A 19,407-nucleotide genomic window follows, 5' to 3' on the forward strand; every position below is an offset into this window, starting at 1 on the left:
AAACCCTGCGCCCCGTCCTCCGCCACGCCGACCGCACCCCGTGAACGACTGCCCCAGGACATGAACCACGGCGAGCACGTCCCACACCGACAGACACCAGTGCCGATCACCTCCCACGCACCGGACACCTTGACAACTCCCGCCGACCACCGTGCCGACCGCCCGCACCATACCCGTGTCCACACTGATCCGCCCAAGGAACTTCACCGCCAAGTCCAACAAGGCATACACCACGCGACAACGGACCCCAGCCAGTAGAACCGCACCCCCAACGAAACCGGATAGACCGCACTGCCCGGCGAACAACGCGACAGCCCGAACACCCCCCGCACACCACCCCAACCCCCACAAAGAACCTCTCCAAGCACCCCCGACCTTCCTCGACGTCGGCTCAGCCGAGACGTTCCGCGACGAGGTCGTCACCTACGCCACCCGCCTGTGGCAGGCCGGCAAAGTCGCCGAGCTCCACGTATGGCCCGGCGGCTTCCACGGCTTTGACGGCCTCATCCCCCAGGCAACCCTCTCCCAGGCCTGCCAGCCGGCCCAGATGGAGTGGCTGCGCCGACTGCTCGCGGAGTAGCGGGGCAGGCCGGAGCCCGAGGGACACGCGGCCGACGGACTCGACGGTGCGGAGAGCCGACCCGGCTCGGCCGACTGCCGCTGTTGGTTGCTGGAATGACCGGTCGCGCTCGCCCGTGTTCGTTGCCGGTCGAGTCACCCCTACCCGCGGCTGTCATGGCAGGGATGACGTCTTGGCGTTGTGGCAGCGTGAACAAGTGGTCCGGGGGTCAGGATCCGGTGCTGTAACGGCTGAGCATGAGGGCGACGGCTTCGTCCACGATCGCGGCGTCGGTGGGGTTGGGCGGGACGAAGTCGGTCCGTACGAGTTGGGGCCACAGGAACTGGCTGCAGATCATGCCGAGGAACTGTTCGGCCACTTCGGCCGCCGACTGCGGCTGTCCGTCGGCCGAACGGAAGTCGAGTGTGCCCGCCTGCGCCTCGGCCTCCAGGTAGCCGCGGAGCCGGTCGAAGAAGGGTCCGCGATCGATGGCGAAGCCGGTGCCGACGATGTCGGCGAGTTCCGGCATCTGGGGCAGCTCGGTGATGATGAGGCGGCACAGCGCCGCCGTACCGGGCCGCGCGACCAGGCAGGCGTAGTCACGGCCGATGTGGTCCAGACCGTACCGGGGGTCGCCGGGCGGGGGCGGTTCGGCGTACTCCACGTCCAGCTGCCACTGTTCGGAGGTGACGGCCGCGAACAGCGCGGCCTTGGAGGGGTACCGCTTGAAGAGGGTGCCGGTGGAGACGCGGGCCTCCTTGGCGATCTGAGCCAGGGAGGTCTTGTCGTATCCCCGGGCGAGGAAGAGGTCGCGGGCGGCGCGGATGATACGCGCACGGTTCTCCTCTTTGATCTGCGCGTGATACCCGGCCTGGCACGCATCGCCACCGCTTTCCGCTCGGTCACGGTCCGCCACCGCCATACCCACGCCCCTCGCCCGTCTCCGGCCGCATCCTCGCTGTCAGAGGACGGTCTGGCCGCCGTCCAGGATAAGGTCCTGGCCCACCGCGAAGGCGGAGGCGTCGGAGGCCAGATACACGACGGCTTCCGCGACCTCCTCGGGCAGACCCATGCGGCCCAGCGGGATGCCGGCGCTGATCCCCTCCAGGACCGCCGCCTGCTGCGCGGCGTCCTCGATCCCGAGCTTGGAGTACAGCGGGGTGTCCACCGGGCCGGGGCTGATCGCGTTGAACCGGATGCCGTGCGACCTGAGCAGGTCCGCGTTCCACGACCGCATCAGGGAGCCGAGAGCCGCCTTTGTCGCGGCGTAGGCGTTCGAATGCGCGTAGCCGCCGTGCGCGCTGCTGGACGCGTTGAGGATGACCGAGGACGGGTTGGCCAGCACGGGCACCAGGGCCTGAGTGAGAAAGAAGACGCTCTTGACGTTGATGTCGAAGAGCCGGTCGAAACTGTCCTCCGTGTGGTCCTCGAAGGGCCGCCAGTCCGAGACGCCGGCGTTCAGGAACGCCACGTCCAGCTTCCCGAAGTACTCACCCACCTGCTTGGCCAGGGCGCGCTGCGCATCGAGATCGCGCGCATCGGCCCGCACCACCGGCACCTTGTCCCCGAGGATCTGTCGCGCCCTGTCGATGCTGGCCGGGGTGACGCCCGTGACCAACACGTCGGCGCCCTCCGCGATAAAACGCTGCGCGGTCTCCAGACCGATGCCGCTCGTGCCGCCGGTGATGAGGGCGCGCTTGCCCGCAAGACGATTCATGTTCGCTGTTCCTCGCCGAGAAGTAAGGTAAGTCGATCGACTCACCACATGAAGGTAGCTCCCGCGCCACGCTTACGGCAAGTCGATCCACTTACCATCAGCGGCCCGGGGTGGTTCTGCTGAGCCGGGAAGGTGGCGAACGAGCGGGCCGCTTCCGGCGACCGAAGCTCCTGAGATCCACGCCGCGGGACGCTGTTTTAGCGCCTCGCCGGTATGCCCAGAGCCCGATGAGCGCCGCGAGATTTGTGCGGGGCCGCCCAGGCTGGGAAGACCACCATCTCCCGACTCCTCACCGACGGCCGCGACATGGCATTCGAGTTGCGCACGCCTTGCACACCGGCGGCACGGATCGTCGCTGCGCGAGCGGGGTGAGGCCCGCCCCGCCTCGAAACCGAGCGGAATCAGGCAGCGTCGACGAATATGTCGAGCGCGAGATCACCCTCGAATCCGGCAGGGCTGTAGACGGACAGGTCGGTGACGCCTTCGTCGAGCAGGACCTCGTCGTCGATGAACAGGTTGCCGGTGCACGTGCGCGCGTCACGCGTGAGGACGGCGTACGCGGCGTCAGCCATGATCTGCGGACTACGGGCTTGTCCGGCGCCGCCGACCACGTTGCGTACGGCGGCGGTGTCGATCAGGGTTCGCGGCCACAGCGAGTTGGCGGCGATGCCGTCGGCGGCGAGTTCCTCGGCGAGCCCGATGGTGCACAGACTCATCCCGTACTTCGACAGCGTGTAACCGAGATGCTTGCCCACCCAGTGCGGCGCGAGGTTCAACGGCGGCGACAGGGTGAGGATGTGCGGGTTGTCCGCTTCCCGCAGGTGCGGGATCGCGGCCTTGCTCAGCAGGAACGTGCCGCGCGTGTTGATGTCCTGCATCAGGTCGTACCGCTTCATCTCCAGCTGCTCCGTCGACGACAGGTCGATCGCGCTGGCGTTGTTGACCACGATGTCGATGCCGCCGAAGGCAGTGACCGCGGCGTTGACGGCGGTGCGTACGTCGTCCTCGTTGCGGACATCACCGACGACGGCCAGCCCCTTGCCCCCCGTGCGCTCGATCTCCTCGACCGCGGTGTGGACCGTGCCTTCGAGCTTCGGGTGCGGTACGGCGGTCTTGGCGAGCATCACCACGTTCGCACCGTCGCGGGCCGCGCGCAGGGCGATGGCGAGTCCGATGCCGCGGCTGCCTCCCGACATCAGGACGGTCTTGCCGGCCAGCGTCCGTGTCATGGTCGAACCTCCACAATCGATTGGTTAGCTAATCATACGCGATGCGAATGATATGGTCCGCGCATGACTTCCACTCCCGCACGCCAGAGCGACCGGCTCTACCACGAGCTCCTCGCCCCGAAAGAGACCCAGTCCGTACGCGCCGCCGTGCGCCGGATCGCGGAAGAAGAGGTGGCTCCGCACGCCGCGGCGATCGCGAACGGCGACGAGCGCACCGACGGCTTCCCCCGGCAGGTGTTCGACGCGCTCGCATCGGCAGGGGTCTTCCGGATCCCCTTCCCCGGCGAGGTCGGCGGCGACGGTCTGACCCACCCGGCGACCGCCACCGCCGCGGCGATCGAGGAACTGGCCTACTACTCCAGCAGCGTCGCGGCCGTCTTCGACGTGCACTGCATCCTGGCGGGCAACGCCCTGCGGCAGGGCACCGAGGAGCAGCAGCAGCGCTGGCTGCCCAAGGTCGCAAAGGGCTCGGTGGTCGGCGCGTTCGCCACCACCGAGCCGGACGCCTCCAGCGACCTGTCTCCGCAGGCCGTTCAGACCGAGGCCGTACGCACCGAGACCGGTTGGGTGCTGAAGGGCCACAAGCGGTGGATCTCCAACTCGCCCGTGGCCGCCTTCGTGGTGGTTCTCGCCCGCACCGGCGAGCGGCCGAGCATGTTCATCGTCGACACAACGCTTCCGGGCGTTCAAGTGGGCCTTGCCGACCGCAAGATGGGCAACCGCGGCCAGCTCACCGCGGACATCCGCTTCACGGACGTACACCTGTCCGACGACGACCTCCTCGGCGGCGCCGAGGGACACGGACTGCGCCACGCACTGTCCACACTGACCTACGGCCGGATCGGCATCGCGGCCGCCGGGGTCGGCATGGCACAGGCCGCCTTCGACCACACCGTGGCCCACCTGTCGACGCGACACGCCTTCGGCAAGCCGGTGGCCGCCAACCAGCACTGGCAGTTCCTGCTCGCCGAGCGGGCCACCGAGATCGACAACGCCCGCACCCTCGTCACCAAGGCCGCCCTGCGCCTGGACGCCGGCAACCCGTCCCCGGAACCCGAGGCCGCGATGGCGAAGTACTACGCCACCAAGCTGTCGGTGGACATGGCGCGCGACGCCGTCCAGGCTTTCGGAGGCCTCGGCTTCGCCCGCGAACTGGGCGCCGACGGCAGCCCTGGCCCCGTCGAGGCGATCTACCGGGACAGCAAGATCGGCGAGATCTACGAGGGCACCAACGAGATCCAGAAGTGGGTCATAGCCCGGCAGATCTTCGGCCGGACCATCGCCGGCTGAAGGCCCCGCGCATTCCCTGCCCCTCGAGCCCCGATTCCGCGCACCCCGATCGCTGCCCCGGTCCGGTCACCTCATGGGTCCGGCCACCTCAGGCCTTCTCGTACGATGGAGCCAGACGATACGCAGGGCTAACCATAGGCGGGATAAACGATGTCCGAGGCTCCGCTGGTACCGGGGACCGTGGCCGAACACACCATCTGCCTGCTGGTCAAACTCGGGCAGGTGGCATTCAGGATCGCCGAAGACGGCATCAGCGGAACCGGCCTGCGCGTGCGCCACTACAGCGTCCTGCAGGCCCTGGCCGACAATGGAGCCATGCCGCAACTGGCGCTCGGCTCGTTCCTGCGCATCGACCCGGCGACGATGGTGACGAGTCTTGACGACCTGGAGCGGGCCGGATACGCAGAGCGGACACGCGATCCGCAGGACCGACGCCGGTACGCCGTCGACATCACCGACGACGGGCGCAAGGTCCTGGCCGACCTCAACCGCACACTCGTCGGTCTCGACAGCGAAATCCTCGCCGCTCTCGGCACCACTGAACGGCACTCGCTCCACGCCCTGCTGGGCAGCCTCGCCGGGAGTCCCGCTCTCACCGCCATGTTCGATGCCGTCCGCGAGCAGAGCGGCGCGAAAAGGGCGTAACAGCAGTAGGGCTTCGCGGCCGGCGGCGGCCTCGTGCCGGTCTGCCCGCTTGCAGATCGCCATGACGGCGACGACCTCCCAGGCACGACGGCCGGCCTCATCGCAGGGATGCCGACCGACATCAGCGAGGGCCTGCCTCATCGACCGACACCTCCGCGAAGGAGAGCGCGCGCATCCTCACGCCGCTCGCCCACGGACAGTTCCTTTCGGCGGCCGGTTCAGCGCCCCCCGTAGCCACGGCACACGCCCAGGCACCGTGTCGAGGCTGAAGGCCACGACCGGGCCGTGCACACCGGGCCTGAGGACGACATCCGGCTGAGCCACGCGGGCGGCGCCCCACACCAGGGGGGATCCCGTCATCTTGTACGGATCCGGCCGGTGAGGGCCGTCGCGGCCAGGGACCGGCTTCGCTCGTGGTGGAGGCACGCGTCGAAGACTGACCTCGCCCGGGGTCCGGGCGTAGCCAACCGAGCAGCAGTCAGGTGCGCGGCCTCTTGCGCTCCATCGATAACGAAGTTATGTTGCCGCCATGAAACGTGACTTGCAGGGCAGAAAACTGGTTGTCACCGGTGCGGCACGCGGTATCGGGGAGAAGGTGGCCCGCCTGGCCGCCGCCCGCGGGGCCCGGGTGACCGTGATCGGCCTCGAAGCGGATCGGTTGCGGGCTCTTGCCGACGAGCTGGGTCCCGCCGCTTCGTGGCGTGAGGCCGATGTGCGCGACGGGGCCGCTCTGCGATCGGCGCTCGACGAGGCCGCCGAGGTCATGGGCGGCATCGACCTCGTGGTCGCCAATGCCGGCGTCGTGGCGTACGGGACGGTGCGGCAGACGGACGAGGCGTCGTTCGAGCGGGTCCTGGACATCAACCTGAACGGCGTGTTCCGCACCCTCAAGTACGCGACGCCGCACCTGGAGCGCAGCCGGGGCCACGTGCTGGTCGTCGCGTCCGCGCTGTCGTTCATGCCGCTGGCCGCGATGGCCTCCTACGGCGCGAGCAAGGCCGGGGCCGAGCTGCTCGCCCTGACCTACCGGCAGGAGGTGGCCCACCTCGGAGTCACGGTCGGCGTGGTGCACCCCTCCTGGATCGACACGGACCTCGTGCGAGGCGCCGAGGCGGACCTCCCCTCGTTCCAGGACCTGCGGGCGCGCCTCCCCTATCCGGGCAATGTCACCACGAGCTCCGACCGGGCGGCCGCCGCGATCGTCGACGGACTCGTGCGCCGGCGCGCCCGCGTGTACGTCCCGCGTGCGGTCGTTGTGGCCAACTGGGCCAAGGCGGCGCTGAATTCACCGCTGGCCTGGCCCTGGGCGAGGCGCTTCGCGGCCCGGGCGGTGCCGTCCCTCGAACGGGAGGTCGCGGCGCTGGGGAGGCAGGACCAACTCACGCCTGGCACAGATGCCCCTCCCGCGGAGACCAGGGCGTCCTAGCCGGCCGCGCACCGGGGCAGCACCCGACGACCAGGCCTCTCAGCGGCCTTGGACGATCGAGTCGTACAGGCGGGCGCCGGTCTCGTGGGAGGCCTCGGCACGTTCCCGCTGGTCACCCAGCCCGACAGCGAAGGTCACGCCCATCGGCAGGAGCACCTGCGCCACGGCGTCGTCGAACTCGACGAAGTGTTCAGCCAGTTCGAGGGTGATGTAACCGTGCACGTAGCTCCACAGCTGGGCGGCGATGACTTCGGGTTCCTGCCGCTCGACCCTGCCGGAGTCCAGGAGCCGTTCGCATGCCGCGGTGACATGGGCGTGGGCTTCCCGAAAGGCCGGGGAGTGCCCGCTCAGGCGGCGGTCCGTATCCGGCAGAGGCCGGTAGGTCGCCCGAGTGGACAGGCCGAACATCAGGTCGTAGAGGTGAGGGTTCTCGCGGGCCTGCCGACGGCAGGTCAGGGCCATGGCGAAAAGATCCGCGATCGGGTCCTCCGTCACCGGTACCCGGCCGAACGCCGCGCCGAGTTCCTTGAACCCGTGGTCGGCAACGGCGCTCATCAGCTCGGGGATCCCGCCGAAGTGGCTGTAGACCACCATCGTCGACAGTCCGCTCGCGGAGGCCACCGTGCGCGCCTTCACAGCCGACGGACCCTGCTCGGCCAGCAGGCCGATGGCCGCCTGCACAAGTCGTTCCGGTGCGTCTTCGAGCCTCGCCCGCCCTGCCATGTTCTGTACGCCTCCACCGTTGACACACCGGAAATAACTTGGTTATGTAATTCTTCACGGCAATAGTACACATCGCATGTGACGTGCCGCCTTCGATACACGCGTCCGCCTTCGGACACGTCATCACGCGCTGGTCCAGTCTCCTGCCGCCCGTGCGGGCACAGCGTGTCGGGGCGAACCCGACCTCATCGCTGCGACACGCATCCGCGGCCGTCCCGACGCACTTTCCCACCCCCGCCATGAACTCAGCACGGGAGCCGAACTCATGCCATACAAAGACAAGGGCCGTCTGACGATCGAAGATCGCGGGGCCGTCCTGATCGTCCGGGTCGACGGCGGCCCGCATCAGGAGTTCGGCCTCGACATCGCCCAGCAGCTGGACAGGCTGGTGGCCCGAGCCGACCGCGATCCGAACGTCCGTGCCGTCGTCTTCACCGGGGCGCATCCCCAGCGGTTCGTCAGCCATGCCGCGGTCCGGTGGCTGCAGGAGGAGGGCGCCGCGAGCCCTACGGTCGGCCGGCGCGGTGCCGCGGCCGTCGTCCGCATGGCGAAGCGCGTGGACCGGTCCCGCCTCCTCGGGCCCGTGATGCGCAGGACCCCGATGCGGGGAGCCCTTCAGCTGGAACGTCTGCACACGACCTTCCTGCGGATGAACGCCAGCGGCGTGCTCTACGTCGCCGCCCTCAACGGTTCGGCTCTCGGCCTCGGCGCGGAGTTCGCCTGGGCGTGCGATCTGCGGGTCATGGCCGACGGGGACTTCTTCATCGGCCAGCCGGAGATCCTCCTCGGCATCATCCCGGGCGGTGGCGGCACCCAGCGGCTGACCCGCCTGATCGGCACCCACCGGTCCCTGGCCGCGATCCTCGAAGGCAAGCCGTTCACGCCCGCGGAAGCTCTCGCCAACGGGGCGGTGGACAAGGTCGTCGCGCAGGACAAGGTGGTCGCGCAGGCGGTCGAACTCGCCGAGCACTTCGGGAAGCGGCCGAAGGGGTCGGTCGCGGCCGCCAAGAGGTCGGTGTACTTCGGCGGCTCGATGTCACTGGAGGACGGCCTGCACGTCGAACGCGCCGAGTTCTTCACCCAGGTCATGTCGAAGGAAGGACAGAGGCTGATGCTCGACTACCAGGCCATTACCCACGCCACCGGCGAACTCCCGCTCTACACACCGGGCACCTACGCCCGGGCCCTCGCGTCGGGCAGCGTGCCGGGCCGTCGCCCGACGAGCGGGCGGTGAACCGACGATGACCACTCAGCAGTCCTTCACCCGTCACGACATCACGTTCCCTTCCGGCGACAGCACCTGCGCCGGTTGGCTCTACCTCCCCACGGGCGTCACGTCTGCGCCCGTCGTCATCCTCGGGCACGGCCTCGGCGCCGTCCGCGAGATGCGCCTGGACGCCTTCGCCGAGCGCTTCGCACAGGCCGGCATCGCCGCGGTGGCCTTCACCTACCGGCACTTCGGTGACAGCGGCGGCCACCCTCGCCAACTCCTGTCGATCAAGCGTCAGCTCACCGACTGGGACGCCGCCCTCGCCTACGTCAAGGCACGCACGGACGTCGACCGCACACGCATTGCCGTATGGGGCAGCTCGTTCGGCGGCGGCCATGCCATCACCGTCGCCTCACGCCACCCCGAACTGCGCGCGGCCGTGGCGCAGTGCCCCTTCACCGACGGTCTCGCCTCCGCGCTCGCGCTCGGCCCTGCCGCCTCGCTCAAGGTCCTCCCCGTGGTAGCCCGCGATCTGGCAGCCAGAGGCCGCGGAAAGCCGCCCGTGATGGTGCCGATCGCCGCCACCCCCGGCACACCGGCCCTAATGAACGCCCCGGACGCCCTGCCCGGATACCAGGCGCTCCAGCCCGCGGGAACGACGTTCCGCAACGAGGTGGCGGCGAGGGTCATCCCGACCATCCTCGCCTACCGGCCCGGGCGCGCGGCCAGGAAGATCACCATCCCGATCCTCTTCTGCGTCAGCGACACCGACTCCGTCACGCCTCCCGCCCAGACCCTCCGCTACGCGCGCACCGCACCCAAGGGAGAGATCAAGAGGTACGACGCCGGCCACTTCGACTTCTACACCGGCGAGACCTTCGAAGTACTGGTGCGCGACCAGATCGAGTTCCTCACCCGCCAGCTGAACCCGGCAGCCGCCACGTCAGCTGCGTGACCGGACCGCATCACACCCAGACAGGTACGCCCTCGCCATGAATTTCGCATCTCTGCCCGACCGCCGCGCGGCCCTCGACCCCGACGGGGCCGCGGTCTCGGACGGCCGCCAGGCCCTCACCAACGTCCAGTTGCTGCGTCGCGTCCAGGCGGCGGCACGTCACCTCCAGGACCTCGGGGTCGGCCCCGGCGACGTCGTGGCCCTCAGGCTGACCAACCGCGTCGAGTTCGTGCTCCTGCTGTTCGCCGCCTGGCGGCTCGGCGCCACCATCACGCCGGTCAATCCGAGCATGACCGACATCGAAGTGGCCCGGCAGCTCACAGACTCCGGCGCACGCCTCCTGGTGAGCGAGGACGGTGAGGCCGCCGTGGCGGACGGGACTGCCGTCCTCGCCGTCGGCGAACTGCACCACGCAGCGGCGGAGCCGGATCAAGCACCCCTTGCGGACCCGTCCGCGCTGGCCCTGCTCATCTACACCAGCGGCACGACCGGGGTTCCCAAAGGCGTGATGCTCGACCACGCCAACATAGACGCCATGGCGGACATGGGGCGTCGGGCGCTGGAGGTCGGGCCGGCCGACCGGTGCCTGCTGATCCTGCCGCTCTTCCACGTCAACGGCATCGTGGTCAGCACCCTCATCCCGTTGCTGGCGGGCGCGAGCGTCACCATCGCCGACCGGTTCCATCCCGAGACCTTCTTCGACGTCGTCGAGCGCGAGCGCCCCACCTTCTTCAGCGCCGTGCCGACGATCTACAGCATGCTCGCGGCGCTTCCGGACCAGGTCCGCCCGGACACGTCGTCCCTGCGCTTCGGAGTCTGCGGCGCGGCACCCGCCTCCGCCGAGCTGCTGACCCGGTTCGAGGCCCGTTACGGGTTTCCGCTCGTCGAGGGGTACGGGCTGTCCGAGGGAACCTGCGCATCCACCATCAATCCTGTTGCGGGCCCCCGACGCGCCGGAACCGTGGGACTGCCCTTCCCCGGCCAGGAGATCCGGATCGTCGACGCCGACGGCAGCGAGGTGCCGCCGGGCGTGGAGGGAGAGGTCGTCGTGCGGGGACCCAACGTCATGCGGGGCTATCTCGGCCGCCCGGAAGAAACAGCCAAAGTCCTCGTCGACGGCTGGCTGCACACCGGCGACGTGGGCCGGCTCGACGCCGACGGATACCTGACCCTGGTCGGACGTTCGAAAGACATGATCATCCGTGGCGGGGAGAACATCTACCCCAAGGAGATCGAGGACGTCCTCGTCGGTGACCCATCGGTGCTCGAGGCCGCCGTGATCGGCGTCCCCGACGAGAAATGGGGAGAAGTCGTCGTCGCCTACGTCCAGCCCCGACCGGGTTCGACCGTCGATCCCTCGGCTCTGCAGTCCCTCTGCGCACGCAGCCTCACCGGCTTCAAGCGCCCGACCGCGTTCTTCGTGGTGGAAGCCATCGCGAAGAACGCGGTCGGCAAGATCGACAAGGTCTCGCTGCGCGCTGCCCACACTGAGGTCTCTGCGCGGGCCTGACCTCCATGAATGGCGCTGTGGGCTGCCTGCGGTGGCGGCCCTCAGCTCCGTGCCCGGGGCCGAGTGGCAGTTCCGGGCTCCCCCGGAACTGCGCGGGCTTCGCCACACGCCCCGCCTGCCGGGGACATCCGCGGAGTTGCTCGCAACGGCGGCGCAGGCCCTTGGCTGACTGGGCGGCGACGGTGAGGGCCGTCGCCGCCCAGCCTGACCGGTGCGCTCGCCCCCAGGCCACAGACCGTGAGGAACCTCAGCGACGATGCGGTTCAAGCAGGACGGCACAGACGGCTCGGGCATCTCCACGCTGATGTCGGACGCCGGGCTCACCAACGGAGCCTTCTACGCGCACTTCGCCTCCACGGACGACCTCGTCGCCCACGTCATGGCCGACCACGTGCGCACGCAGGTCGCGAGCCACGGCACGCTGCGGCCCGGCCGCGCCGGACTCGAGGACCTCGTCCGCGAGTACCTGTCGCCTGCGCACCGGGACCACCCGGGCACCGGATGGCCCTCCGCCGCGCTGTTCGACGAGATCGACCGCTGCGCGGGCCAGACCAAGCAGGCCTACACCGGCGCGCGGGACATTTTGGACGAGATCGCCGCCCGCCCGTCACCTGAGGACTCCCAGTCCGCTCGTGGGAAGGCCACCGGGCTCTACTGTTGGTGGAGACGTTGCAGCTGCCCCGCGCCCTCTCCGGCCGGAAGTTCGCCCGACGAGGTCCTCGAGGAGGGCATGGAGAACACCCTCACCTTCATGCGCTGAGGTGCACCGAGGAGGACGGCTCACGGCCCTCGCACAGTCGCCGGGGGCTTCGCCAGCCGGAAACACACATCGCGTATGGCGGCCCCGGACACCCGCCTGGCCATCGCCCAACTTTCAGGAAGCAAGCGGGTCAGCAACCCCGACCGGGCCGCCCGAGCCACTCGCCCAGAGGCAACACGGCTCTGAGGCAGCCTCCTCGGCCCGGGCGTCAACGGCACTCCATGCTCACTGTCGTTCGAGGAACTCGAGCGCTGTCTCCACCTGCGCCGGTCAGCTGCGGTCCTTCGGCCTGAACGTGGATCACCAACTCCTCGATCAGCCGGGTCATCCACCGCTTTCACCGACTGCGGGACAGTTACCCAAAAGAGGTCTCTACCCGGATTCACAGGCAGCCCAGTCCGCTTTGAGAATCTCTGCCATCAAGTCATCTTGTTCCGAGGTGAGTTGACCGGCGTTCCTTTTGGCACGCGTCTTGCAGAGCCAGGGTCCGATCATGACGCGTTCTCCGTCGACCTCAACCCATTCCCGGGCACCGGGCGGCCGGTTCCAGTGCTCGACGAAGAGCCCGAGGACCTGCGCGGTCTGCTCGAAGGAACGGCGGGGCCGCTTCGCCGCGGGAGGGCTCATCCGCCTCGCAGGGGGCAGGGCGGTGGCGTTCGGGGTCAGCCGCAGGCGGGCCAGGAGGTCGCGTTGCCCAGGGGCGAGCCGGTCCCAGGTGGAGAACTGGCGGTGCAGCCAGCTTCCCACCTTCACCTCGTCGATCACCGTGTCGCGGCGCAGCGTGGCGGGGCTGTGGCCGGCTTCGATGTGGCGTCGCAGGAGGTGGTATTTGCGGTGCCAGTCGGGGCCGTGCGGGAGGGTCCAGTGGGGGTCCAGGGCGGCGAGCTGGGCGTGGCGGTCGGGGTGGAGGCGGTGGTTGCGGGCGAGGGCTCGCTGGCTGACGAGGAACTGTCCGCCGGGCTGGTGGAGGGGGATGGCGAGGTGGCCGTGCTCGGTGTGGAAGGCGGTGACGGTGGTGAGGTGGCCCTGCCAGACTGCTTCGTGGTCGTCCCAGATCATGCCGAGCGCGTCGAGTTCGGCGGTCCAGTCCTCGGTGAGGAGGTTTTGTCTGCGGGCGGTGCGCTGGCCGGCGATGAAGGTGCCGAGCCGGTAGCCGTAGGCGTCCTCGTAGTCGGTGGGGACGCGCAGGTGGTGGTGTTCGGCGTGGAAGCGGGTCGCGGCCGCGAGGCCTGCCCGGCGTGGGGCGGAGAGGGCCGCGTTGTCGGCGGGCCAGGCGATCAGGTCCATGGCCCGGGCGATGACGTCGGGGTCGAGGGTGAAGTCGAAGCGGAAGCGGCGGGCGAGGAGCGTGCGGGTGCCTTGTCCGAGGCGGTGTTTGGCGGTGGTGCGCGGAGCACGGGCGGCGATGGTCTGGTCGTGGTGGCGCAGGGCCGCGGTGACGAGCCAGAGGGCTTCGTAGGGGGTTCCGAGGAGGTCGGTGGGATCGGCGCCGTGGGGGATGTAGGCGGGGATGACGAGGCTGGCGGTCTTCGTGTCCTGGGTGGGAGGTTTACGCAGGGCGCGGCCGAGGGCTTGGACGATGCGGCGGACGCTGGCGGTGCGGTCGGCGAAGACGACGGCGTCGACGGCCGGCAGGTCGACGCCCTCCCCCAGCACCTGGGCGTTGGTCAGCACGGCCCGGTCGGCGGCGGCGAAGTCGGTCAGGATGTCGTGGCGCTGGCCGGGGTTGTGGGTGCCGTTGATCGACTGGACGACCAGGTCACTGGTCCAGGCGGGACGTTGGGCTTCGGTGAGAGTGCGCAGGGTGTGGGGGAACTGGCGGGCGAAGTCGGTGGCGTCGGCGACCTGCTGGAAGTACACGATCACGTGGTGGAGGTCGTGTTCGGTCATCGCTTTGAGGATCGCCAGGTGCAGGGCGGTGGTGCGGCGTGCGGCCGGGCCGAAGCCGGAGTAGGTGTCGGGGGTGGTGAGTACGGTGCGCAGGTGGGTGTCGGTGATCGCGGGGACGACCAGTTGATAATCGGCGAGGACTCCGTCCTCGATGGCGTCGGCGTGACTGTAGGTGTGCAGGCGGGGGCCGAAGGTTTTCGTGTCCGCCATGGAGGCGACGAGGGCGGGGGTGTCCCAGGCGGGTGCGGTGGTTGCGGTGCGCTTGGGCTGGGGGCGGGTGGTGGGTGCTTCGGTCAGGCGGGGTGGGTCCCATTCGTAGGGGGTGGCGGTCAGGTAGAGACGGCGGTCGGCGCGGATGCGGGTGTGGTCGTGCAGGACGGTCCAGCCCTTGTCCCAGCTTCCTGCGGTGCGGTGTGCCTCATCGACGATCAGGAGGTCGAAGGTGGGTGCGGGAGCGCGGGTGTGCTGGGTCTGTTCGATTCTCGGGAGGGAGTCGAGCGTGACGAAGACGGTGGCGTGCTCGTGCCGGGCCAGCCAGGTCGCCAGGAACTCCGGGTTGTTGGTGCTGTGGACGGCTGCTCCGGCCAGGACCGGGTGCTTGGCCGCAGCCAGGGAGGAGACGGCCATCATCGGCTCTGGGCGTCCGTCGTTGCGGGCTGTGCGGGCCCACTGTGAGATGAGGTCCAGACTCGGCACGGCGATCAGCAGGTGCCGGGCATCAAGGGCTTCGGCGGTCCGCAGCGCGGTGAGCGTTTTTCCAGTGCCGCAGGCCGACACCATGTGTCCGCGGGTGTGTGCGCGTGCCAGGTGACGTGCCGCACTGTCGACGGCCCGCTGCTGGTCCGGGCGTAGTGAGAGCCGGGCGGGGCAGGCGCGGGAGGCGGTGACGGCGGCGATCTCGGCGATGGGCTCCTCGGAGGGCATGAAACAAGATCCTCAGTGCGCGATGGAGCGGTGGCCGGCGGGATCCATCGTGTCGGGTGTCCTTCGCTGAGTGGTGTTACGGGGGCTTGCGGGCCGGGCCGGTCGGGCGTGGGTCGTGTCGTGCAACGCTAGGGGATGCCGCGGGGCTGGTCTGGAGGCTAGGCGAACAGGGCTTCTACCAGGACTGCTTGGAGCCTCCCTTCTTCCAGGGCGGTCGTGATTTCGGCTGCGGAGGGGTCCCTGGTGAGGCCGGTGCACAGGATCGCGCAGGGCGGCTCGTTCTGGACCATCTTCCACATCGCGTCGGACAGAACGGTATTTGGGACGCGGAAAGTCTGCGTCTCTTCAAGGGTGGGGCCCCCGTAGTACAGGCCCCTGAAGGTGCGGTCCCGGGTGGCGAAGACTGCCTTCCACTTCTGGTGGGGCTCGGGGATGGCCTCTCCCTGCCAGGTCGGCCGGATGAAGCGGCTTCGATCGACGTCGGTCTCGGCCAGGTGGGTGGCGGGGCTCACCACGATCGTGTACGGAGGCCGCCGCCGACCGACTGTCAACTCAGTGATCAACAGCGTATTTGTCAGACGGCCGAGAACGGCGAACGGCGGGCGAGCGGGGAAACGGACGTCCCCTACGCCGGGGAGCTGTCAGAGAGCCGTATGGAAGCTCTGGCCGATCTCGACCCCGGGTGGCGCCCGGCGTGGGAGATCGGATGGCAGCGCGCCCTGCGGCTTGCCCTCGCCCACACGAAATCCGGGGCCGCACTCCCAACCGCGGCCGGTCAACTGATCGTCCAGGGCGAGGACCTGGGCGTCTGGATCGCCGGACAGCGCACCGGATGGGACAATCTGACGCCCGCGCAGCAGTGGCTCCTGGAGACGGTCGGGATCGAGCCCCCGGCGGAGGGTGAGCTAGTACCCGGCGCACCCCGCACGCAGGACGCCCGATGGGCCGCCAACCTCGCCGCCGCCCGCCAGTACCACGCACGGGAGGGCCATCTCCTGGTGCCCCGCAAGCACCTCGAAACGATCATCGTGGGCGAAGAGGCCGGCAGCGGCCGGGAAGAGGTCGTGAAGCTCGGAGCCTGGTTGGACAACACCCGCCGCAGGGCCGGGAAGCTGAGCCCACAACGCCGCGCCGACCTCGACCAGTTCGGCATGCGCTGGTAGACAGCGGCCGGACACGACGTTGCCCACCCCCGGGAACTCAGGGGGCGGGCAACGGTCGTACACGTGGTCGTGAAGGGCGGTCGCCTACGCGGCGAAAGGCTCCATGAGGCTTCAGCCGAACGATCGTCCTCATGGGCAATAGGTGAGGCCCGGGGACACTGTCCCCTTCACAACCACACCCCCTACAGCACGGACGGACAGTCGGGCATTCCCCGAGCAGACAAAGCGAACAAGGTCCGCCGCCGCGCAGCAGACGGCCCGCTTCGGCATCGAACGGAACACCTCAGTGAGCGGGACGCCTCCACGAGCACGAAGCAGACGAGGCGGCCGCGCCGACGACGCCGCTGGCAGCCGGGACACCTTCGCGAGCGAGCACGGAGCGGACCTCAAGGCCACCATCGAAGAAGCCGGCTTCACCGGGACACCTCCGCGGGCGCGGAGCGGACACCGTCGCCGACCAGGGTGGCTAGGGCGGCGTCATTGGGGACCACGGAGGCGGCCCGAATCGGCCCCACTTTGTGAAGATCGCTGCTCGTGAAGGTGGCCTGCAAGTCTACCGGTCTCGCGTGCCTTGGTAACAAGATCAGCTCGTCATGCCGTAGCGCTTCTCTTGGCAAGAATGTTCCCATTGACGCAGGTAGTGCGGGTGGGATGGGGACGCGCTCGGTGCAGTAGTTCGCCACCAGCGGATGGAGCTGGAAGTTTCAGATCAGCACACGGGAGGTGGCAGCCCTCGTGGTTGGTGGCCCTGAGCTGTGGTGATGAGATGAGTCCAGCAGCACCGCTGCCTGTTTCAGGTGTGCCAGCAGTGCTTTGCGACTTGGATGAAGCCGCGTACCAGTGGGCTGCATGCTGCCCTTGGCCAGGTCACGACGAGATCACTGGACGGGCGGTCACTTAGCGGGACGACGACCAGACCGGCGGGCAACGGCTGATCGATGGGAGCGAGAGCCGATGTACCGTTCCACAGGACCGCTTGCAGGCACTCCTGGATCGTTCGCATGACCGGCGACGCGTCGTTGTCGTTGTCTCCGCTGCCGGTCCAGTACGCCGTCCACACCGGATCGGCGCCCTCCGGCAGCCGGACCCACCGGCGGCCGGCGAGGTCGGTCGACGAGACCGAGGCGTGACCGGCGAACGGGTCATCGTTACGCATGACTACGCCGACGGGTACCGAGCGCAGGACGTGCATGCTGATGCCGGTGTCGTCGAAGGGAGTTCGGGTGATTGCCACGTCGACCAGCCCGGCGCGGAGTCCGGCTGTCGGGTCGCCGAGGTCGGATTCGTGGATGATGACGTGGACGTGTGGATAGCGGGCCCGGAAGAGCGAGACCAGTCGGCCGCCGACCTGTTCGGCCGCGTCCGCCAAAGTCCCGACGGCGAGGGGTGCCGTGCCCGCCGCGGCGGCCACTCGCCTGCGGATCCGGTCGGCTCGCCCCAGCAACGCCCCCGTTTCGTCGTACAGAACCTTTCCAGCGGGCGTGAGGGTGACGCCCCTGGGAGTGCGTTGGAACAGCAGGACGCCGAGTTCGTCCTCGAGCTGCCGGATCGCGCGGCTCAGTGGTGGCTGCGTCATGTGAAGGCGGTTCGCCGCCCGGCCGATGTGGCACTCCTCGGCGACGGCGATGAAATACCGGAGCGAGCGAAGGTCCACCTCAAGCACGATACCCGTGCGGTATCGGACGTTCCCAACGGGTCTTGGACAGCGGACAGAGCGACGGCCAACGATGGAAGCAGCAGATCCGACGAGGAGGAGTTTTCATGGCCGCCCCTGCCCTCACGGTCGGGTGTTTCCCGTACGACACGACGCGGGCACTGTTCGATGGGACCGTAAGCACCGACGGCATCGACGTCACGATGAAAACCGGAGCGACCCTGCCGGAGCTCTTCGAACGGCTGATCCGCGGAAACGAGTTCGACGTAGCCGAGCTCGGTCTCACGTTCTACCTTCGGCTGCTGGAGACAGGACTGCCGTACGTAGCGTTGCCGGTCTTCCCGAACCGCGTGTTCCGCCACTCGTGCATCTTCGTCAACGTCCACAGCGGGATCACGGAACCGGGCGATCTTGCGGGCAGGACCATCGGCGAGTTCGGCGTCTACGGGCAGGACTCCGGTGTGTGGGCTAAAGGGATCCTGATGGACGAGTACGGATTCAAACCCGAGGAAAGCCGCTGGGTGATCGGCGGCCTCGAACACCCCGCGCCCCCCTTCGACTTCATCCCCCATCCGCACCCGGCCGAAGTCGACGTGCGCGTCGCACCCGGGGGAAAGACACTGAGCACGATGCTCGACGCCGGTGAGATCGACGCACTGTTCTCGGCGAACGTCCCCCAGTGCGTACTCGACGGATCCCCGAACGTCACCCGGCTGTTCCCCGACTTCGAGCCGCTCGAACGCGACTACTACCGGCGAACCGGCATCTTCCCGATCATGCACACCATCGTCATCCGGCGGGAACTGCTGCGGGACCATCCCGGACTCGCGCAGAACGTCTACCGCACCTTCTCCCGGGCGAAGGACGCCGCTGCCGAACGCTATCGCCACAACCGCAGGCTCTACCAGGTCCAGACCATGATTCCGTGGATGAACGCCCTGGTGGATCGCAACGGTGAAGAGTTCCTCGAGGACTGGTGGCCCTACGGCATCGCAGCCAACCGCGCCGCCCTCGACACCTGCCTGCGCTATCACCACCAGCAGGGCCTGACCAGCCGGCAATGGAAGATCGAAGACGTCTTCGCCGGGGAATCGCTCGACACATCACCGCCCTCCTTCACGAGCAGCGATCTTGACACAGCGGGGCCGATTTGAGCCGCCTCGGTGGTCCCAAATGACGCCGCCATAGCCAACCAGGGCGTGGCCTTCCTCTACGGGACACCTCCGCGGGCGCGGAGCGGACCGCCAGACCTGATACGTGCGGTAACCCTGGGGCGGGGCGCCTCCGCGGGAGCGGAGGTGCCCCGACGGCTCATATCCGGTGACCGTTGACGGCACCGTCGGCTCCGCGCGAGCGGAGGTTTCCCAGCGGAATGCAGGGTCAGGAAGGCGCCGTGATCGACCCGGGCGGGGACTCACCGGGAACCGGGGTTCGGAAAGGTACTTCCACCGGGCTACGAGCCCGACGGCGAGACCCTGGTGCGGGAGATCGACGAGGAACTGCAGACGGCGATCGATCCCGGCTCCATGGTGCGCTTCGTCACCTTCGAGATCGGCGAGGGCCATCGGGATCACGGCCCCTTCAGGATGCTCTGTTACACCGCCGGTCACCGCGGTGAACTGACCCCGTCGAGGGAGACCGCCGAGCAGGCGTGGTTCCGCTACGCCGATCGGGACCGAGTCTCGGCCGTCGACGATGGCCTTCGACGCGTTTCACGAGGCCGGGCGGCTTCCTTGATTGCGTGACCGCGGC

General features: G+C 68.9%; 16 protein-coding genes and 2 pseudogenes. 11 read left to right on the forward strand and 7 right to left on the reverse strand.

What is annotated here, in order from left to right; translation table 11 throughout:
• Window positions 1-258: 258 nt before the first annotated feature.
• A pseudogene (locus ACFY6U_RS34230) lies at window positions 259-580 on the forward strand (alpha/beta hydrolase); the annotation flags it as partial.
• Window positions 581-788: 208 nt separating this feature from the next.
• On the opposite strand, the gene ACFY6U_RS34235 reads toward ACFY6U_RS34230, so the two are convergent.
• The 3 genes from ACFY6U_RS34235 to ACFY6U_RS34245 all read right to left on the reverse strand — a co-directional run bounded on the left by ACFY6U_RS34235 (window position 789) and on the right by ACFY6U_RS34245 (window position 3,505).
• Complete coding sequence (locus tag ACFY6U_RS34235; RefSeq protein WP_390044468.1) at window positions 789-1,481, reverse strand: TetR/AcrR family transcriptional regulator; 693 nt, start codon at window positions 1,479-1,481, stop codon at window positions 789-791.
• Window positions 1,482-1,520: 39 nt separating this feature from the next.
• The gene (locus tag ACFY6U_RS34240; protein WP_390044470.1) at window positions 1,521-2,276 is read right to left on the reverse strand and encodes an SDR family oxidoreductase; all 756 of its coding nucleotides are present in this window, start codon (window positions 2,274-2,276) and stop codon (window positions 1,521-1,523) included.
• 401 nt (window positions 2,277-2,677) lie between these two features.
• Window positions 2,678-3,505, reverse strand: coding sequence for an SDR family oxidoreductase (locus tag ACFY6U_RS34245; RefSeq protein ID WP_390044472.1), 828 nt, complete (start codon window positions 3,503-3,505; stop codon window positions 2,678-2,680).
• A gap of 63 nt (window positions 3,506-3,568) precedes the next feature.
• Between ACFY6U_RS34245 and ACFY6U_RS34250 the strand changes: the two genes are divergently transcribed.
• The 3 genes from ACFY6U_RS34250 (at window position 3,569) to ACFY6U_RS34260 (ending at window position 6,866) form a co-directional block, all read left to right on the forward strand.
• On the forward strand, window positions 3,569-4,795 hold the full coding sequence (locus ACFY6U_RS34250; RefSeq protein WP_390044474.1) for an acyl-CoA dehydrogenase family protein: 1,227 nt from the start codon (window positions 3,569-3,571) through the stop codon (window positions 4,793-4,795).
• Window positions 4,796-4,945: 150 nt separating this feature from the next.
• Window positions 4,946-5,440 carry a MarR family winged helix-turn-helix transcriptional regulator gene (locus ACFY6U_RS34255; protein ID WP_390044476.1) on the forward strand — a complete coding sequence of 165 codons (495 nt, stop codon included), beginning with the start codon at window positions 4,946-4,948 and terminating at the stop codon, window positions 5,438-5,440.
• A gap of 529 nt (window positions 5,441-5,969) precedes the next feature.
• Complete coding sequence (locus tag ACFY6U_RS34260) at window positions 5,970-6,866, forward strand: short-chain dehydrogenase/reductase (RefSeq protein WP_390044478.1); 897 nt, start codon at window positions 5,970-5,972, stop codon at window positions 6,864-6,866.
• A 39-nt stretch (window positions 6,867-6,905) separates the two neighbouring features.
• Here ACFY6U_RS34260 and ACFY6U_RS34265 read toward each other — a convergent pair whose 3' ends face one another.
• A complete protein-coding gene (locus ACFY6U_RS34265; RefSeq protein ID WP_390044480.1) occupies window positions 6,906-7,589 on the reverse strand; it encodes a TetR/AcrR family transcriptional regulator in 684 nt (227 codons plus the stop codon).
• A gap of 265 nt (window positions 7,590-7,854) precedes the next feature.
• Here ACFY6U_RS34265 and ACFY6U_RS34270 point away from each other — a divergent pair, with 265 nt between their 5' ends.
• The 4 genes and pseudogenes from ACFY6U_RS34270 to ACFY6U_RS34285 all read left to right on the forward strand — a co-directional run bounded on the left by ACFY6U_RS34270 (window position 7,855) and on the right by ACFY6U_RS34285 (window position 12,024).
• A complete protein-coding gene (locus ACFY6U_RS34270) occupies window positions 7,855-8,823 on the forward strand; it encodes an enoyl-CoA hydratase/isomerase family protein (RefSeq protein WP_390044482.1) in 969 nt (322 codons plus the stop codon).
• Between the two features lie 7 nt (window positions 8,824-8,830).
• On the forward strand, window positions 8,831-9,754 hold the full coding sequence (locus tag ACFY6U_RS34275; protein ID WP_390044484.1) for an alpha/beta hydrolase: 924 nt from the start codon (window positions 8,831-8,833) through the stop codon (window positions 9,752-9,754).
• Window positions 9,755-9,791: 37 nt separating this feature from the next.
• Window positions 9,792-11,264: a class I adenylate-forming enzyme family protein gene (locus tag ACFY6U_RS34280; protein ID WP_390044486.1), complete on the forward strand. Its 1,473-nt coding sequence runs from the start codon at window positions 9,792-9,794 to the stop codon at window positions 11,262-11,264.
• Window positions 11,265-11,520: 256 nt separating this feature from the next.
• Window positions 11,521-12,024, forward strand: a pseudogene (locus ACFY6U_RS34285) (TetR/AcrR family transcriptional regulator).
• A 372-nt stretch (window positions 12,025-12,396) separates the two neighbouring features.
• Here ACFY6U_RS34285 and ACFY6U_RS34290 read toward each other — a convergent pair.
• Complete coding sequence (locus ACFY6U_RS34290) at window positions 12,397-14,838, reverse strand: Helicase associated domain protein (RefSeq protein ID WP_390044488.1); 2,442 nt, start codon at window positions 14,836-14,838, stop codon at window positions 12,397-12,399.
• Window positions 14,839-14,996: 158 nt separating this feature from the next.
• Window positions 14,997-15,350 carry a hypothetical protein gene (locus tag ACFY6U_RS34295; protein WP_390044490.1) on the reverse strand — a complete coding sequence of 118 codons (354 nt, stop codon included), beginning with the start codon at window positions 15,348-15,350 and terminating at the stop codon, window positions 14,997-14,999.
• 141 nt (window positions 15,351-15,491) lie between these two features.
• Here ACFY6U_RS34295 and ACFY6U_RS34300 point away from each other — a divergent pair, with 141 nt between their 5' ends.
• Window positions 15,492-16,001, forward strand: coding sequence for a helicase associated domain-containing protein (locus tag ACFY6U_RS34300; protein ID WP_390044492.1), 510 nt, complete (start codon window positions 15,492-15,494; stop codon window positions 15,999-16,001).
• 793 nt (window positions 16,002-16,794) lie between these two features.
• Here ACFY6U_RS34300 and ACFY6U_RS34305 read toward each other — a convergent pair.
• Window positions 16,795-17,655, reverse strand: a complete 861-nt coding sequence (locus tag ACFY6U_RS34305; RefSeq protein ID WP_390044494.1) for a LysR family transcriptional regulator — start codon at window positions 17,653-17,655, stop codon at window positions 16,795-16,797.
• 107 nt (window positions 17,656-17,762) lie between these two features.
• Between ACFY6U_RS34305 and ACFY6U_RS34310 the strand changes: the two genes are divergently transcribed.
• Together ACFY6U_RS34310 and ACFY6U_RS34315 are read left to right on the forward strand one after the other, a co-directional pair.
• On the forward strand, window positions 17,763-18,809 hold the full coding sequence (locus tag ACFY6U_RS34310; protein WP_390044496.1) for a 4,5-dihydroxyphthalate decarboxylase: 1,047 nt from the start codon (window positions 17,763-17,765) through the stop codon (window positions 18,807-18,809).
• 324 nt (window positions 18,810-19,133) lie between these two features.
• The gene (locus ACFY6U_RS34315) at window positions 19,134-19,400 is read left to right on the forward strand and encodes a hypothetical protein (protein WP_390044498.1); all 267 of its coding nucleotides are present in this window, start codon (window positions 19,134-19,136) and stop codon (window positions 19,398-19,400) included.
• Window positions 19,401-19,407 lie beyond the last annotated feature (7 nt).

Source organism: Streptomyces sp. NPDC013157 (genome assembly GCF_042899865.1).
Classification (GTDB): domain Bacteria; phylum Actinomycetota; class Actinomycetes; order Streptomycetales; family Streptomycetaceae; genus Streptomyces.